Source organism: Actinophytocola sp. (assembly GCF_045807065.1).
GTDB lineage: Bacteria > Actinomycetota > Actinomycetes > Mycobacteriales > Pseudonocardiaceae > Actinophytocola.
The window spans coordinates 1-15,734 of record NZ_JBJMIE010000721.1 but is presented as its reverse complement, the minus strand read 5'-3'; the positions used below and the strand labels follow the sequence as shown (position 1 = coordinate 15,734).

The window sequence follows — 15,734 nt, the reverse complement described above, 5'->3', positions numbered from 1 at the left end:
GTCCCAAGGGCCCCTTCAGGGCATCGCGGTGGTGGGTGGAGTCAGTCCTGCTTGTCGTCGTTCTTGTTGGGGTCCGGGGGTGGGTTCTCTCCGGACTCGGCCTCGCGTTCCAGGGCCGCGATCGGGTCGTCTTCGAGCGTTGGTTTGCGGCCTGTGCGCTCGGCGAAGTCCATGGGGTCGTCCAGGTCCTCGGCGGTGGGGACCAGGTCCGGGTGGGCCCAGATGCCGTCGCGGGCTTCCAGGCCGTGTTGGTCGCCCACCAGGCGCCACAGGGCGGCCGCCGCGCGGTGGCGCCTTGGGCGGAGTTCCAGGCCGACCAGCGTTGCGAAGGTCTGCTCGGCCGGGCCGCCGCTCGCGCGCCGGCGGCGCAGGGTCTCACGGAGGGCGTCGGCGCCGGGGAGGCGGTCGCTCACCGCGTCGCCGACGACCACGGCCACCCAGCCCTCCACCAGGGCCAGCAGGGTCTCCAGCCTGGTCAGGGCCGTCTTCTGCTCCGGGGTGGTCTGGGGCTCGAGCATGCCCGAGCGCATGACCTCCTCGATCGACTGCGGGTTCGCCAGGTCGACCTGGGTCGCCATCTGTTCCAGGGCGGACGTGTCCACGCGGATACCGCTCGCGAACTCCTCGACCGTCGCGAGCAGGCGTTGGCGCAGCCACGGCACGTGCGCGAACAGGCGCTGGTGTGCGGCCTCGCGGGCCGCGAGGAACACCATCACCTCGCTGTTCGGGCGTTCCAGGCCCTTCGTGAACTCTTCGATGTTCGCGCCGAGCAGGGCGGCCGTCGCCGGCGGGCCCAGTGGCAGGCCGATGTCGGTGGACGTCAGGACCTCGGACGCGAGCTGGGCCAGCGCGTTGCCCAACTGCGAACCGAAGGCCATGCCGCCCATCTGGCCGACCATCGACAGCAGCGGGCCGGCCGCCTGCTTCGCCTCCGCCGGCAGTGCGTCCACCCACGCGCCGGACACGCGGCGGGCCACCGGGTCGCACAGGCGCTGCCACGTCGACAGGGTGTTCTCCACCCAGTCGCGAGGGGTCCACGACTTCACGGTCGTCGCGCCGGCCGGGAGGATCGTCGCCGGGTCGAGCCACAGCTCGGCGAGGTGCATCGCGTCGGTCACCGCGCCCTGGTACTCCGTCGACGTCTTGAAACCGACGTCGCTGGAGGTCAGGCGCTGCATGGCGATCTGTTTCGCCAGGTCGTAGTTGACCGGGCCGGACGCGGTGCCGGCCTGGCTGAGCATCTGGCCGAGCTGGCTGAGCATCTGGCCGAGCTGGTTGAACGCCTCCGCGGGGTTCTCCCCGCCGGAGGGATCCTTCTTGCCACGGTCGTCCGGGTTCGGCGGTCCGAAGCCAAACGGAAACTCGGTCATAGGTCCACGGTACGCGGGGTACGCCACGCCAGAAACGCGCGGTGATTCGCCGGTTGAGAACAGGCCGTACCCTGTCACCCCGTGAGTGACTCTCCGCACCCCCAGGTCGATGCGCCTCGGACGATCGGTTACGAACCGGGCACGGACAGCCCGCGCGGACTGACCCGCCGCGGTTGGACCATGGTGACCAGCTTCGTGATCGTCGCGGTGCTCGCGTTGGTCGGCGGGTTCGTGAAGGTGCCTTACGTGTCGCTGGGGCCCGGCCCGACCTACAACACGCTCGGCAGCGTGAACGGCCAGGTCATCGTCGACGTCGACGGCGTCAAGACCTACAGGACGACCGGGCAGCTGCGGATGACCACCGTGTCGATCAACGACGAGGTGACGCTGTTCGACGCGCTGGGCAAGTGGGTCAGCGGCCGCTACGCGCTCGCGCCGCGGGACGAGTACTTCGGGCCCGGCCAGACGCAGGAGGACCTGGAGCGCGAGAACACGAAGATGTTCCAGGACTCGCAGAGCGCCGCCGAGACCGCGGCACTGCGGTACCTCGACAAGCCGGTCAAGGTCATCGCGCAGGAGATCACCCGCAAGGCGCCGGTCGACAACGTCGTCCAACCCGGTGACCGCTTGTGGGAGGTCAACGGGCACCCGATCACCGTGCAGGAGGACGTGCGCAACGCGCTGAAGGACACCAAGCCGGGGCAGACGGTGAAGGTCACGTTCCAGCACGGGGACCAGCCGAAGAAGACCGTCGACATCAAACTGGGCAAGGCGAGCGACTTCGGCAGCGACGACCGGGCGGAGGGCTTCCTCGGGCTGGCGCCCGCCGACCGCGCGGACGTCGACTTCGACATCAACATCCACCTCGAGGACGTCGGCGGGCCGTCGGCCGGGTTGATCTTCGCGCTGGCCATCGTCGACTCGCTCACCCCGGGCGCGATGGAGGACGGGCGGACGATCGCCGGGACGGGCGCGATCGACGTGAAGGGCAACGTGCAGCCGATCGGCGGCATCCCGTTCAAGCTGATCGCGGCGAAGGAGGACGGCGCCACCACGTTCCTGGTGCCGGCCGACAACTGCGCGGAGGCCGAGTCGAACGCGCCGGACGGCATGGAGCTGGTGAAGGTGGAGAGCCTGGCCGGCGCGGTCGACGCCCTGAAGGACCTGGACGAGGGCCGCACTCCGCCACACTGCTGACACGGGTTGTCCACAGTTACGGCCGGTTATCCACAGCGGGGAAGACACCGCGTCTTCGGTGACGTCCGGTCAAGGCTCCGCCACGTCGGCCGGCACTCGGAGGCACACGACTGTCCCTTTCGCACGGACGCATGGCCGAAAGTTATCCACAGGCCTTGCCAACCTGCGGTTTTGTCGGCGACCGCCGGTAGAATGGGACCGGGGCCGGCCCCCGGGACGGGTGGGGGCTGGGCAACCACTGTTAGCGGGTTCGACGACGTTTGCGGTCGGCGCTGGTGCCGGGTGGCACTTTGATGTGTCGTGCGTATGGAGCTTCGCGGGTAACGGCTGGTTGTCGCGGCGTCCATGGCTGCGGGGGCAACCGTGAACAGCGCCTCCGCGACGGTGCCGGGAGGCGCTGTTCGGGTGGAGGTCGGTTACCGCAGGGTGGCCAGTAGGGCGTCCGTCAGGTTGGGGGCCAGTTCCGGGTGTTCGACGATCTCGTCGGCGCCGTCCACGCCGCGGATGCGGAGGACGCAGGCCGCCGTGCCGTCGCGGAGTACGGCGGCTACCAGGCGGGCCTCGCGGCGTTGGGGGTGTTCGGCGGCGATCTGGCGTAGGACGGCCTGGTCGTCGGTGTCCTCGCCGGCCGGCAGGGTCTCCTCGACCTCGGGTGGGAGGACGACGATCTCCTGTGCGATGGCACACCCCTCGACGGCCTCGGGCCACATGATGCCGCCCAGGGCCTCTGCCAGGTCCTCGCTGGGCAGGGCGTCCTGGGCCACCGGGGTCAGCGGCGCGCCGACGTCGACCTGGGCCACCAGCTCGGGCTGGGCCTCGATCAGCTCGGCGGTCGGGACCAGGGCGAACAGCTGAGGCGGCTGGTCCCAGCCGGCGGTGGACACGAAGTCCTCGACCTCGCGGGCTACGGCGGACAGGTGCTGGGCATGGCTGGCGGACATGCTTGCCATCCTCACCTATTCTCGCGTTCGGCTATTTCGACCTACCCGAACGGGAACCTGACAGGCTCGGAATAGAGTTGGACATCTAGGACAGCTGTCGAGCGAAGAACACTGGTCAACACAGGGAGTACACCGTGGCCACCAGGCCCCCGATCGGTATGCCCAAACTATCCCGTCGTGCGAAGATCCTCCTCAGCATCGCCGGTGTGCTCATCCTGGTGCTGATCGTCGGAGCGCGGCTGCTCGACACCTATGTCGACTGGCTGTGGTACGGCGAAGTCGGCTTCCGGTCGGTGTTCACCACCGTCATCCTCACGCGGATCATCCTGTTCTTCGTGTTGGGGCTGCTGGTCGGCGGTCTGCTGGCGGTCAGCCTCGCCATCGCCTACCGGACGCGGCCGGTGTTCGTGCCCGTCTCCGGCACCGAGGACCCCCTCGCGCGGTACCGGTCGACGATCGTGCAGCGCGTGCGGCTGTTCGGGATCGGCATCCCCCTGGTCGTCGGGGCCATCGCCGGTGCGGCCGGGCAGGGGGACTGGCAGCCGGTGCAGCTCATGCTCAACGCCGTCCCGTTCGGCCAGACCGACCCCGAGTTCGGCAAGGACCTCGGCTTCTACGCGTTCACGCTGCCGTTCATCAGCTGGCTGATCACCTGGCTGTTCGTCTCGATCGCCATCGCCGGCATCGGCGCGCTGATCACGCACTACATCTTCGGCGGCATCCGGCTCGGCGTGAAGGGCGACAACTTCTCCGTGCCGGCACGCGTGCAGCTGTCGGTCACCGCCGGCCTGTTCGTCGTCGTGCTCGCCGTCGACTACTTCTTCGAGCGCTACGAGCTGCTGTTCTCCACCCGCAACTCGTTGTTCGACGGCGCCACCTACACCGACCTCAACGCGGTGCTGCCGGCCAAGCTCATCCTGATGTTCATCGCCGGCTTCTGCGCGGTCGCGTTCTTCGTCGGCGCGTTCGTGCGCAACCTGCAGCTGCCGGCCATCGCGATCGTGCTGCTGATCCTGTCGAGCATCCTCGTCGGCTGGGCGTGGCCGACGGTGCTGCAGCAGTTCTCCGTCAAGCCGAACGAGGCGGCCAAGGAATCCAAGTCGATCGACCGGAACATCTCGGCCACCAAGTACGCGTTCGGGCTCGGCGACGACAAGATCACGTTCGAGGACTACGCCGGCGACGCCGGCGTCAGCTCCCAGACCTACCAGCAGGCCAGCACCCAACTGCGGCTCGACACCCCCGAGCCGACCGTCCGCCTGCTCGACCCGAGCATCCTGTCCCGCACCTTCACCCAGCGCGAGGGCGGCGAGAACTTCTACGGCTTCCCGACGAAGTTGGACGTCGACCGCTACGAGGTCGACGGCAAGACGCAGGACTACATCGTCGCCGCACGTGAGCTCGACTCGTCCCGGCTGGTGAACAACCAGACGTCGTGGATCAACAAGCACATGGTCTACACCCACGGCAACGGGTTCGTCGCGGCGCCGGCCAACAAGATCAACGCGTTCAACGAGAGTTCCGGCGGCAGCGGCGAGGGCGGCTACCCGGACTTCACCGTGAGCGACCTGGACGCGCTGAACGGCGGCCAGAAGATGGACATCCCGGTCACCGAGCCGCGGGTCTACTACGGCGAACTCGCCACCGACTATGCGATCGTCAACGCCCGCGGTGAGTTCGACACCTCCACCGACCAGGACTACCGCTACAAGGGTACGGGCGGCGTGCCGCTCAACGGCTGGTTCAACCGGTTGGTCTTCTACGCCCACTACGGCGAGCCCAACATCCTCTTCAACGGGGACATCAAAGAGGGCTCGAAGATCATGTACGACCGTGATCCCCGCACCCGGGTGAGCAAGGTCGCACCGTGGCTGACGGTCGACGGCGACCCGTACCCGGCGGTGGTCGACGGCCACATCAAGTGGATCGTCGACGGCTACACGACGCTGGAGAACTTCCCGTACGCGCAGCGCACCCCGCTCGGCGAGGTCACCTCCGACACGCTGACCGGCGTGGCGCGGCAGGAGAACCGGGACATCAGCTACATCCGCAACTCCGTGAAGGCGACGGTCGACGCGTTCGACGGCACGGTGACGCTGTACTCGATCGACGACAAGGACCCGGTGCTCAAGGCGTGGGAGAGCATCTTCCCCGGCACCGTGAAACACGGCGCGATCCCCGCGTCGCTGAGCGATCACTTCCGCTACCCGGAGGACCTGTTCAAGGTGCAGCGGGACCTGCTGGCGCAGTACCACGTGCAGGGCAAGGACCGCGCGGCGCAGTTCTTCTCCACGCGGACGTTCTGGAGCGTGCCGCCGGACCCGACGGTCAGCAACAACGAGGCCGGCGGGGCCGCGCCGAACCAGCCGCCGTACTACGTGCTGGTACAGGCGCCTGGGGACTCACAGCCGACCTTCCAGCTCACCAGCGCGATGACACTGCTGAACCGGCAGTTCCTCGCCGCGTGGGTGTCCGTGTCGTCCGATTGGAAAACCTACGGCCAGTTCAAGGTCCTGAAACTACCGACGGAAGAGCGAGCCAAGGGCCCGGTGCAGGTCCAGAACGAGTTCGAGACCACCGACCAGGTGACCGAGAACCGAACCCTGTTCAACAACCCGAACGTCAACGTCAGATACGGGAACCTGCTGACACTGCCGGTGGCGGGCGGCCTGATGTACGTGGAGCCGATCTACATCGAGCAGAAGGACGAGAACGCCTTCCCGCAGTTGGCCAGGGTCCTCGTGTACTTCGGTGGCCGAGTGGGCTTCGACTCGAAGCTGACGAACGCGATAAACGAGGCGTTCCAGCAGCCCGCCAACGGCACCACCGAGCCACCGGGCGGTAACGACGGCTCGACCACCACGTCGCCGCCGACGTCAACTCCGTCGACGTCGTCCCCGTCGACGAGCACGCCGCCACCGGCGGGCGGCGGTGGCGACAACCCGGCACTCGACCAGGCGGTGGCGGACATGAACAAGGCGCTGACCGATCTGCAGGCGGCGCAGAAGTCCGCTGACTTCGCCGGGCAGGGCGAAGCGCTCGCCGCACTGCAGAAGGCGATCAGCGACTACGAGGCCGCGAAGGGCAGCCGCTGACCGAAGCGAAAACGCGGTTTTCCCGATCCAGATCGGGAAACCGCGTTTTCGTCTGCGCGGACTTCCTGTCGTGCGTTTGCCGAACGCAACTTTCGGCCAACGTGAAAAAGCACGGCCACCCCGATGGGGAGACCGTGCCTCGACCGCGTGGGACATCGGCCGACGTCACGACAGCGGCGGGAGAGACAACCGTTATCCACTGTGGACGGAATGAGCCACGTGACACCGTGACATCCGATGTCAGAGTGGCTGGCTGGCGAGCGCGGCTCGCAGCGTCCGCGCCCGCCGGCGTCAGCTCTTCTTCACGCGTGTCCGCCGCTTCGGGGCGGCCTTGGCGGTCTCCTTCGCCTTGCTCTCGGCCTGGGACTCCTTGTAGGCGTCGACGACGTGCGACGGGATGCGACCCCGGCCGGCGAGCTCGAAGCCGTTCTCCAGTGCCCATTCGCGGATCTGGCCGGCCTCGCCGGAGCTGGCCGCCTTGCCGGACTGGGCCGGACGGGCGCCACGCTTGACCCGACCGCCGGTACGCCGTGCCGAATCGACGAACTCCTGCAGGTTCTCCCGCAGTCGCTCCGCGTTCGAGCCCGACAGGTCGATCTCGTAGCTGACGCCGTCCAACCCGAACAGGACCGTCGTCACGTCCTGTGAGCTGGTGCCGTCCAGGTCGTCGACGAGTTGTACCAATACCTTCTGCGCCATCTGGCTGCTCTCCTAGGACGCCGTTGCACACGACATACGTGCAACCCCGTTGGTTTGTGACGGCACACTAGCAAATCAACACAACAACACTGAAACGAACCACGAGATCCGCCACTCCGCACTGTCCGAACGCGACTCGGCGCGCCTCGAGTACCCCACCCACACCCGATTCCGAACGCGACCCTCATTCAATTCACCACACCCTCAAATCTACCGTCCACAAGAGACCAAATGTGACCTGCCACACCACTCAAGCCCTCATTCACCACCCCCGAAACACCCCGGAAGGAATACCAAAAGCGCTGGTCGCAGCCCTCCAACACACCCCAGAAGCTCAGAACGCGACGCTTTGGGCAGCGACGAAGCCAAAACCTAGAGACCCGCCCCGAGACGAGCAGCGTGAGGCCGAGGCACGCGGGAAGGCCACGAGCTGCGGCCCAGACGACAGACCGTAGGAGGGCCCCTGTGTGACGCAATCCTGAGAGCACTCTCAGAGGAAATGACGAGCCTCCACTCCCGCCCAGCGAGGAGCCAGAGGCCCGCGAGGAAGCGGAGGCTACCGATCCCGGCCCGACACAACCCCCGAAGACACCCTCACAACGACTCCGGCGTGCACAACTCGAAGCCTCCGAGAGAAGGACGCCCCCCAAACCACCAGGCGACGAAACCCCAACCGCCAACCACCCCAGCACCTGCGTAAGCTCCCGCACCCCAACCCGCACTCAACCCACACCCAGCCCGCCCCCCCCCACTCCACCGGCTCCCCGCATGGGGGTCCGGGGGCGAAGCCCCCCGGCCGGGGTTTGGGGGTTGGACCCCCAAAGAAATAGCGAAAGAGCCCCATCTGCATACTTCGCAGATAGGGCTCTCCCACTCTGTAGCGGGGACAGGATTCGAACCTGCGACCTCTGGGTTATGAGCCCAGCGAGCTACCGAGCTGCTCCACCCCGCGCTGTTGTAAATGTAACTATACGCAGGGGTTCGGCGGGGGTTTCACTGGGGGGTCATTTAGGGTCTGACCTGCGGAAACCGTGCGCGAGGGTGCCGATGGGCCGGAGGGTCGGAGAGCTGCCTGCCGGCCGTCCGGGGCAGCGGACGGCCGAGAAGGGGTGAGCGTCCGGGCGGAGCCGTGTTCGTGGCTCGGGGTGGCCGGCGCTCGGGGCGGTCGGGTGACTGGGTGCTCGGGTGACTGAGTACTCGGGCGGGGACGTCCGCAAGGGTCGGTCAATGGAGCCTGAGCCGCTCATTTGTCGGGAGTGGGTGGATCGACCGGCTCCAGAGATCTGTCTCACCCGGATGGATCGGGTCTCTCCGGGTGACGCGGCGGTGTCCTGGCTAGACTTCCGGCCCGAAAGTCTCGCTGTCGCGCGGAATTTGGTACTCGTAATTTCCAGTCCGGCGTGGACGCCGGCTCCGATAGGCTGTTTGGCGGCCCTCGTGTTCTGCCGCTTGGGGCCATTTGTCCAGTGCACGCGCTAGATGCACGTGCAACTGACTGTCCACGTCGCGGTCCACACAGGACTGGGCGCAGACCCGGGTCCGGTGTGGTGGGCCGGATCCGTCGCGAACGGAGCATTCCTTTCCGGCCTCGCGCACATCTTTACCCGGATGGAGTAGCGCTCTATTCCGCCTGGTTCGGTGCCCTTCGAAGGGGGCGCCAAGTCCAAAATGTGCGAAGGGATCCGAGGCCCCGCGGGCCGCCTGTCCGTCGCCTTTGTGGAGTCGAGGAACGGTGGCGCGTCGCTCGCGCCCGACTGTTTCCCCTGGTACGAGGCTTGCCGGTGTGGTGCAAGGGTGAAACTGCTTCGCTGTGCGAAGGATTCCTTGGCTCCCTTGAGGATCGGCGTACGACCTCATACTGTGCGACTAGAACACGGCTCAACAGTCCCCAAATGGCCTACTAGCCACAGTGGACAGAGGCACGGCCACTGTGGACACCGTCGTCCATTCGTGGCACGGTGGTAAGGTGTCTGAACTGAATGCAACTGCGGCTGCCCTCTTGGGGCTGCTGCACGATGGTCCGGCTACTGGTGGGCAATTGGTCTCGGCTGCCCGTGATCGATTTGGGTCGTTCTTCAGTGTCACTCGGAGTCAGGTTTACCGCGAACTCCCCGCTCTCGCCGACGCCGGTCTGGTCCGGCTCGGCAAGCAGGGGCCGCGGTCCAGCCAGCAGTACCTGGTGACGGCTGCGGGCAAGAAGGCCTTCAAGTCGTGGCTCGGCAGTGAGCCGGGTCCCGACCACCTCCGCAGCCCGCTGATCCTCCGTCTCGTCCACGCGGACGCCCTGACGGCGAAGCAGCGGGCAGCTCTGATCGAGTCGGCCAAGAAGGTCTACTCGGACGAGCACGAGGCAGCGAAGACGGCGGCCAAGAACGCTGATGGCGCGTACTCGAAGGCGATCGCGGAGTTCGGCGTGGCTCGGGCGCGAGCGGTACTCAAGCTGCTCGACTCGATCCCGACCTCCTGAAGCGGTCGCCACGAGCGGACGGCGTACGGGTTCACGGTAGATTGTCATAACGTGAACCCGGACGTCGCAGCTGACCTGAACCAACTGTCGGAGACCCTCGCCAGTGTCGAGGCGGTCTCGGACCTCGACGGCCTGCGCAAGCAGATCGCCGATCTGGAGGAGCAGGCTGCCCGTCCAGACCTGTGGGACGACCCCGAGTCGGCGCAGAAGGTCACGAGCCAGCTCTCGCACAAGCAGACTGAGCTGCGGCGAATAGAGGAACTGCGGCAGCGCCTCGACGACCTCGGCGTGCTCTACGAGCTGGCCGAGGAGGAGGGCGCTGACGGCGCTGAGGCACGCGTCGAGGCGGACACCGAGCGCGACCGGCTGCATGCCGACATCGCCTCCATCGAGGTCCGCACCCTGCTCTCCGGCGAGTACGACGAGCGCGACGCCATCGTCACCATCCGCTCGGAGGCGGGCGGGGTCGACGCCGCGGACTGGGCGGAGATGCTGCTGCGCATGTACCTGCGCTGGGCGGAGCGGCACGGCTACTCGACCGAGGTCTACGACACCTCCTACGCGGAGGAGGCCGGCATCAAGTCGGCGACGTTCCAGGTCCACGCCCCGTTCGCCTACGGGACGCTGTCCGTCGAGCAGGGCACGCACCGGCTCGTGCGCATCTCCCCGTTCGACAACCAGGGCCGCCGGCAGACGTCGTTCGCCGGGGTGGAGGTCCTGCCGTTCGTGGAGGCCGTCGACCATGTGGACATTCCGGAGAAGGACATCCGGATCGACGTGTTCCGGTCGTCCGGCCCGGGTGGGCAGAGCGTGAACACCACCGACTCGGCCGTGCGCATCACGCACCTGCCGACGGGGATCGTGGTGTCCTGCCAGAACGAGAAGTCGCAGATCCAGAACAAGGCCGCCGCCATGCGCGTGCTGCAGGCGAAGCTGCTGGAGCGCAAGCGGCAGGAGGAGCGCGCGGAGATGGACGCGCTCAAGGGCGACGGTGGCTCGTCGTGGGGCAACCAGATGCGCTCGTACGTGCTGCACCCGTACCAGATGGTGAAGGACCTGCGGACGGAGTACGAGGTCGGCAACCCGTCGAGCGTGCTGGACGGGGAGATCGACGGGTTCCTGGAGGCCGGCATCCGCTGGCGCCGCACCCACGCCGCCTCATAGGCGCGCGAAGAGCAACGCGCTCGGCTTCTCGTCCGGGTCGAGCAGCCACTGCACCTCGACCGTGAACCCGGCGGCACGCAGCCAGGCGGCCACCTGGCCGGGCTGGCGGCGGTGCACGTGGACCTTCATCGGGTGGCCGTAGCCCTCGGTCTTCAGCCGCGACTCGTCGCCGACGTGGAAGCCCAGCAGCACCGGCCCGCCGGGGCGCAGCACGCGCCGGAAGTGCCCGAAGACGGTGGGGACCTCCTCGTTGGGCACGTGGATCAACGACCACCAGGCGAGCAGCCCCGCGAGCGAGGCGTCGGGAAGGTCCAGCGTGGTCATCGAGCCGACCTCGAACCGCAGGCCGGGGTGGTCCCGCCGGGCCACCTCGACCATCGCGGGGGAGAGGTCGACCCCGAAGGCGTCAACGCCCAGTCCCCGCAAGTGCGCTGTGACGTGACCTGGACCACATCCGATGTCGGCCACGGGTCCGCCGTCGACCAGGTCGGCGAACAGGGTCAACGCCGCGCGCAGGTATGCGTCACGGGCCAGGGCGGTGCGTACGAGGTCGGCGTAGCTGGTCGCGACCGTGTCGTAGGAGGTTCGGGTGTCCGACAACCAGCTGTCCCCGTGCACGGACGGTAGGTTACCGTTGATCTTGGCTGGTCACGGCCCGGGACTCCCAAGGCAACAGGTCGATAACGGCCGGAGGTAGACTCCCGCCTCGTGATTCGGCTCGAGCACGTTTCGAAGGTGTACAAGACCTCGACGCGACCCGCGTTGGAGGACATCTCCGTCGAGGTGGACAAGGGAGAGTTCGTCTTCCTCATCGGCGCGTCCGGCTCGGGTAAGTCGACCTTCCTCCGTCTCCTGCTGCGGGAGGAAGTACCCACCAAGGGCCGCGTCTACGTGGCGAACTTCGACGTGGTGCGGATGGCCCGGCGCCGGGTTCCCCGCCTGCGCCAGTCCATCGGCTGCGTCTTCCAGGACTTCCGGCTGCTGCACAACAAGACCGTCGCGGAGAACGTCGCCTTCGCGCTCGAGGTGATCGGCAAGCCCCGCAACACCATCCGCAAGGTGGTGCCCGAGGTCCTGGAGCTGGTGGGCCTCGAGGGCAAGGCCAACCGGATGCCGCACGAGCTGTCCGGCGGCGAGCAGCAGCGCGTGGCCATCGCGCGCGCGTTCGTCAACCGGCCGCTCATGCTGCTGGCCGACGAGCCGACCGGAAACCTCGACCCCGACACCAGCCAGGACATCATGCTGCTGCTGGAACGCATCAACCGCACCGGTACGACCGTGCTGATGGCGACACACGACCACTCGATCGTCGACTCCATGCGGCGCCGGGTCGTCGAGCTGTCCCTCGGCCAGGTCGTGCGTGACGACTCACGAGGGGTTTACGGCGTAGGCCGCTAGAAAGACCCCACACACCCCCGCCCTCCCGACCACAAGGACGCCTTCCCCCGATGCGTGCCAGCTTCGTCTTGAGTGAGGTCCTGACCGGCCTCCGCAGGAACGTGACGATGACCGCCGCGATGATCCTCACCACGATGGTCTCGCTCCTCCTGCTCGGGGGCGGCCTCCTCGTGGTCCGGATGATCGACAAGACCCAAACCGTCTACGAGGACAAACTGCAGGTCCAGGTCTACCTGACCGGTGACATCAGCGCGAACGACAAGGCGTGTCAGCAGGACCCCTGCCGCACCCTGCGCAACGACCTCGAACGCAACCCCGCCGTCGAGAAGGTCTCCTACGACAACCGGGACCAGGTCTACGCGAAGTTCAAGCAGCTCTTCGCCTCGCAGCCGGAGCTCGTGAAGCTCGCGCGGCCCGAGGCGCTGCCCGCGACGTTCAACGTGAAACTCGTGAACCCCGACCGGCCGCAGGTGATCATCCAGACCTTCACCGGCCGGGTCGGCGTGAAGTCCGTCGAGGACCAGAGCGAGTTCCTGGACCGCTTCTTCCAGGCGCTCAACGGCGTCCGGAACCTGACGTTCGTGATCGCGCTCATCCAGGCCGTCGCCGCGCTGCTGCTGATCTCCAACACCGTTCAGGTGTCCGCGTTCACCAGGCGCACGGAGGTCGGCATCATGCGCCTGGTCGGCGCGACCCGCTGGTACACCCAGCTGCCGTTCCTCCTGGAAGCGGTGGTCGCGGGCGTCATCGGCGCGGTCCTCGCGATCGGCCTGCTCGTGCTCGCCAAACTCTGGTTCCTCGACTCGCTGCTGGCCGGGCCGTTCGCGGCCGGCGTGATCAGACCGATCGAGGGCATCGACATCCTGCTGGTGGCGCCATGGCTGCTGCTCACGGCCATCGGCATCTCGGCGATCACCGGCTACGTCACCCTGCGTCTGTACGTGCGCCAGTGATAACGGCGTGCGTGGACACGTAGAGTTGTCATCATGTCGAAGGAACGTGGCCAGAAGGTAATCGCGCAGAACCGCAAGGCTCGGCACGACTACACGATCCTGGACACGTACGAGGCCGGGATCGCACTGATGGGCACCGAGGTCAAGTCGCTGCGCCTCGGCCGGGCGTCGCTGGTCGACGCGTTCGCCACGGTCGACGACGGCGAGGTGTGGCTGCGGAACCTGCACATCCCGGAGTACGTGCTCGGCACGTGGACCAACCACACGCCGCGCCGCACTCGCAAGCTCTTGCTGCACCGGGGCGAGATCGAGCGCCTCATCGGCAAGACGCGCGAGGGCGGCCTGTCGCTGGTGCCGCTGTCCCTGTACTTCAAGGACGGCAAGGTCAAGGTCGAGCTCGCGCTGGGCAAGGGCAAGAAGGAGTACGACAAGCGGCAGTCGCTCGCCAAACGGGACGCGGAGCGGGAGATCTCGCGCGCGCACGGGCGGGCGCTCAAGGGGCGGTATTGATCCCCGGGTCCGACGACGAAGTCCCGGCGTTCACCGCGGCGCTGGGCCTTCCCGGCCTGGCCGACCTGCACCTGCACTTCCTGCCCGAGTCCGTCGAGCGCAAGGTCTGGGCCTACTTCGACGAGGCCGCCGAGAACTACGGCACCGAGTGGCCCATCCACTACCGGCTGCCCGTGGAGGAGCGCCTGACGGTCCTGCGTGACCTGGGCGTCCGGCACTTCGCGCCGCTCGTCTACCCGCACAAGCCGGACATGGCCGTGTGGCTGAACGGGTGGGTCCGGGACTTCGCGGCTCACGTGCCCGAGGCCGTGCCGACCGCTACGTTCTTCCCCGAGCCGGGCGTTGGCGAGTACCTGAAACAGGCACTCGACCAGGGCGTCCGCTGCGTGAAGTCACACGTCCAGGTCGGCGGCTACGACCCGCGCGACCCGCTGCTCGACGACGTCTGGGGTCCCCTCGCCGAGGCCGGCGTGCCGGTCGTCATCCACTGCGGCAACGGGCCGATCCCCGGCAGGCACACCGGACTCGGCGTGTTCGAGGAGGTCCTGCGCCGGCACCCGCGGCTGGTCGCCGTGCTGGCACACGCCGGGTTGCCGGAGCACGCCCTCGCGGTCGACCTCGCCGAGCGGTACGCCGGCGTGCACCTCGACACCACGATGGTGGGCGTCCCGTTCAACAGGGCCGACGAGCTGCTGCCCGCCGACTGGCCCGCCCGCCTGGCCGGGATCGCGGACAAGGTCGCGCTCGGCACGGACTTCCCGAGCATCCCGTACGACTACGCGACCCAGCTGCGGGCCATCACGAGCTGGGCAGCTGCCGACGACCGGCTGGGGGAGGAGTTCCTGCGCGCGGTGCTCTGGGAGACGCCCCGCAGGCTGCTCGACCTGCGCTGATGCGCACGCTCGACAAGCTCCGCTCAGAGCGAACGCCGCTGGGAAACAACCGGGACTCCGCCGAGGTTGAGTAGGTCAGACTCAACTTTGGAGGGTGAACTCATGGCAGAGTCGCTGACGCTCCCGGTGCTGCCGCTGGACGACACGGTGCTCCTGCCGGGGATGGTCGTGCCGATCCGCATGGCCGGCACCGACGGGAGCGAGGTCCGCGCCGCGGTGGAGGCCGCGCAGGCTGGTTCGATCAGCAGGGCCGAGGGGGACAAGCCACGCGTGGTCATGGTGCCGCGCCTGGACGGGAAGTACGCGAAGGTCGGTGTGCTCGGCGTCGTCGAACAGGTCGGCCGCATGCCGGGTGGCGAGCGGGCCGCCGTGGTCCGCGGGACCGAGCGCGTCCGCATCGGCGCCGGCACCACCGGCCCCGGCGCCGCGCTGTGGGTCGAGGTCGAGGTGGCCGCGTCGGCGCCGGCGACCGGCCGCACGAACGAGCTGGCCAAGGAGTACAAGGCGCTGGTCATCACCATGCTCCAGGAGCGTGGTGCCTACCAGGTGATCGACTCGGTGCAGTCCGAGTCCGACCCGTCCGCGCTGGCCGACATGGCCGGCTACGCGCCCTACTTCGACAACGACAAGAAGCTGTGGCTGCTGGAGACGGTCGACGCCACCGAGCGGCTCGAGAAGCTGCTCGAGTGGACCCGCGAGCACCTGGCCGAGCTGAACGTCGCGGAGACCATCCGCAAGGACGTCCAGGAGGGCATGGAGAAGCAGCAGCGGGAGTTCCTGCTGCGCCAGCAGCTCGCCGCCATCCGAAAGGAGCTGGCGGAGCTCGACGGCAAGCCCGAGACCGAGGAGCAGGACTACCGCGCCCGCGTCGAGGCCGCCGACCTGCCGCCGAAGGTCCACGACGCGGCGATGGCCGAGGTCGACAAGCTGGAGCGGACCTCGGACCAGTCGCCGGAGGTGAGCTGGATCCGGACCTGGTTGGACACCGTGCTGGAGCTGCCATGGAACACCCGCACCGATGACTCCTACGACATCGCGGGTGCCCGG

The 15,734-nt window shown here is 67.8% G+C and carries 13 protein-coding genes and 1 tRNA gene; 9 read left to right on the top strand and 5 right to left on the bottom strand.

Features of this window, described 5'->3' with window-relative positions:
• Positions 1 to 41: 41 nt before the first annotated feature.
• On the bottom strand, positions 42 to 1,370 hold the full coding sequence (locus tag ACJ73U_RS42540) for a zinc-dependent metalloprotease (protein ID WP_407783463.1): 1,329 nt from the start codon (positions 1,368 to 1,370) through the stop codon (positions 42 to 44).
• Positions 1,371 to 1,451: 81 nt separating this feature from the next.
• On the opposite strand from ACJ73U_RS42540, the gene ACJ73U_RS42535 reads away from it, so the two are divergent.
• Positions 1,452 to 2,567 carry a PDZ domain-containing protein gene (locus ACJ73U_RS42535; protein WP_407783462.1) on the top strand — a complete coding sequence of 372 codons (1,116 nt, stop codon included), beginning with the start codon at positions 1,452 to 1,454 and terminating at the stop codon, positions 2,565 to 2,567.
• Between the two features lie 416 nt (positions 2,568 to 2,983).
• Here the strand turns inward: ACJ73U_RS42535 and ACJ73U_RS42530 are convergent, their stop codons facing one another.
• Positions 2,984 to 3,508 (bottom strand): PPA1309 family protein, encoded by a 525-nt coding sequence (locus ACJ73U_RS42530; protein WP_407783461.1) that lies wholly within the window; start codon positions 3,506 to 3,508, stop codon positions 2,984 to 2,986.
• 134 nt (positions 3,509 to 3,642) lie between these two features.
• On the opposite strand from ACJ73U_RS42530, the gene ACJ73U_RS42525 reads away from it, so the two are divergent.
• The gene (locus ACJ73U_RS42525; protein WP_407783460.1) at positions 3,643 to 6,603 is read left to right on the top strand and encodes a UPF0182 family protein; all 2,961 of its coding nucleotides are present in this window, start codon (positions 3,643 to 3,645) and stop codon (positions 6,601 to 6,603) included.
• A 291-nt stretch (positions 6,604 to 6,894) separates the two neighbouring features.
• Here ACJ73U_RS42525 and ACJ73U_RS42520 read toward each other — a convergent pair whose 3' ends face one another.
• Both ACJ73U_RS42520 and ACJ73U_RS42515 read right to left on the bottom strand, forming a co-directional pair.
• A complete protein-coding gene (locus ACJ73U_RS42520; protein WP_407783459.1) occupies positions 6,895 to 7,302 on the bottom strand; it encodes an Lsr2 family protein in 408 nt (135 codons plus the stop codon).
• A gap of 878 nt (positions 7,303 to 8,180) precedes the next feature.
• Positions 8,181 to 8,254: transfer RNA gene (locus tag ACJ73U_RS42515), tRNA-Met, on the bottom strand.
• 1,014 nt (positions 8,255 to 9,268) lie between these two features.
• On the opposite strand from ACJ73U_RS42515, the gene ACJ73U_RS42510 reads away from it, so the two are divergent.
• Together ACJ73U_RS42510 and prfB are read left to right on the top strand one after the other, a co-directional pair.
• Positions 9,269 to 9,769, top strand: coding sequence for a PadR family transcriptional regulator (locus ACJ73U_RS42510; RefSeq protein ID WP_407783464.1), 501 nt, complete (start codon positions 9,269 to 9,271; stop codon positions 9,767 to 9,769).
• Positions 9,770 to 9,820: 51 nt separating this feature from the next.
• Complete coding sequence (gene prfB / locus ACJ73U_RS42505; protein ID WP_407783458.1) at positions 9,821 to 10,933, top strand: peptide chain release factor 2; 1,113 nt, start codon at positions 9,821 to 9,823, stop codon at positions 10,931 to 10,933.
• On the opposite strand, the gene ACJ73U_RS42500 is transcribed toward prfB, so the two are convergent.
• Positions 10,928 to 11,551 carry a class I SAM-dependent DNA methyltransferase gene (locus ACJ73U_RS42500; protein WP_407783457.1) on the bottom strand — a complete coding sequence of 208 codons (624 nt, stop codon included), beginning with the start codon at positions 11,549 to 11,551 and terminating at the stop codon, positions 10,928 to 10,930. The two genes, prfB and ACJ73U_RS42500, sit on opposite strands and share 6 nt — an antisense overlap.
• Positions 11,552 to 11,641: 90 nt before the next feature.
• Here ACJ73U_RS42500 and ftsE point away from each other — a divergent pair, with 90 nt between their 5' ends.
• From ftsE to ACJ73U_RS42475, 5 genes are all read left to right on the top strand, one after another.
• A complete protein-coding gene (ftsE, locus tag ACJ73U_RS42495) occupies positions 11,642 to 12,331 on the top strand; it encodes a cell division ATP-binding protein FtsE (RefSeq protein ID WP_407783456.1) in 690 nt (229 codons plus the stop codon).
• 50 nt (positions 12,332 to 12,381) lie between these two features.
• Positions 12,382 to 13,284 (top strand): permease-like cell division protein FtsX, encoded by a 903-nt coding sequence (gene ftsX / locus ACJ73U_RS42490; protein ID WP_407783455.1) that lies wholly within the window; start codon positions 12,382 to 12,384, stop codon positions 13,282 to 13,284.
• A 33-nt stretch (positions 13,285 to 13,317) separates the two neighbouring features.
• The gene (smpB, locus tag ACJ73U_RS42485; protein WP_324919509.1) at positions 13,318 to 13,794 is read left to right on the top strand and encodes an SsrA-binding protein SmpB; all 477 of its coding nucleotides are present in this window, start codon (positions 13,318 to 13,320) and stop codon (positions 13,792 to 13,794) included.
• Complete coding sequence (locus ACJ73U_RS42480) at positions 13,791 to 14,687, top strand: amidohydrolase family protein (RefSeq protein ID WP_407783454.1); 897 nt, start codon at positions 13,791 to 13,793, stop codon at positions 14,685 to 14,687. Before smpB ends, ACJ73U_RS42480 begins: the two co-directional genes overlap by 4 nt.
• Before the next feature lie 102 nt (positions 14,688 to 14,789).
• Positions 14,790 to 15,734: LON peptidase substrate-binding domain-containing protein (locus tag ACJ73U_RS42475; RefSeq protein WP_407783453.1), on the top strand; the 945-nt coding region annotated here is incomplete at its 3' end.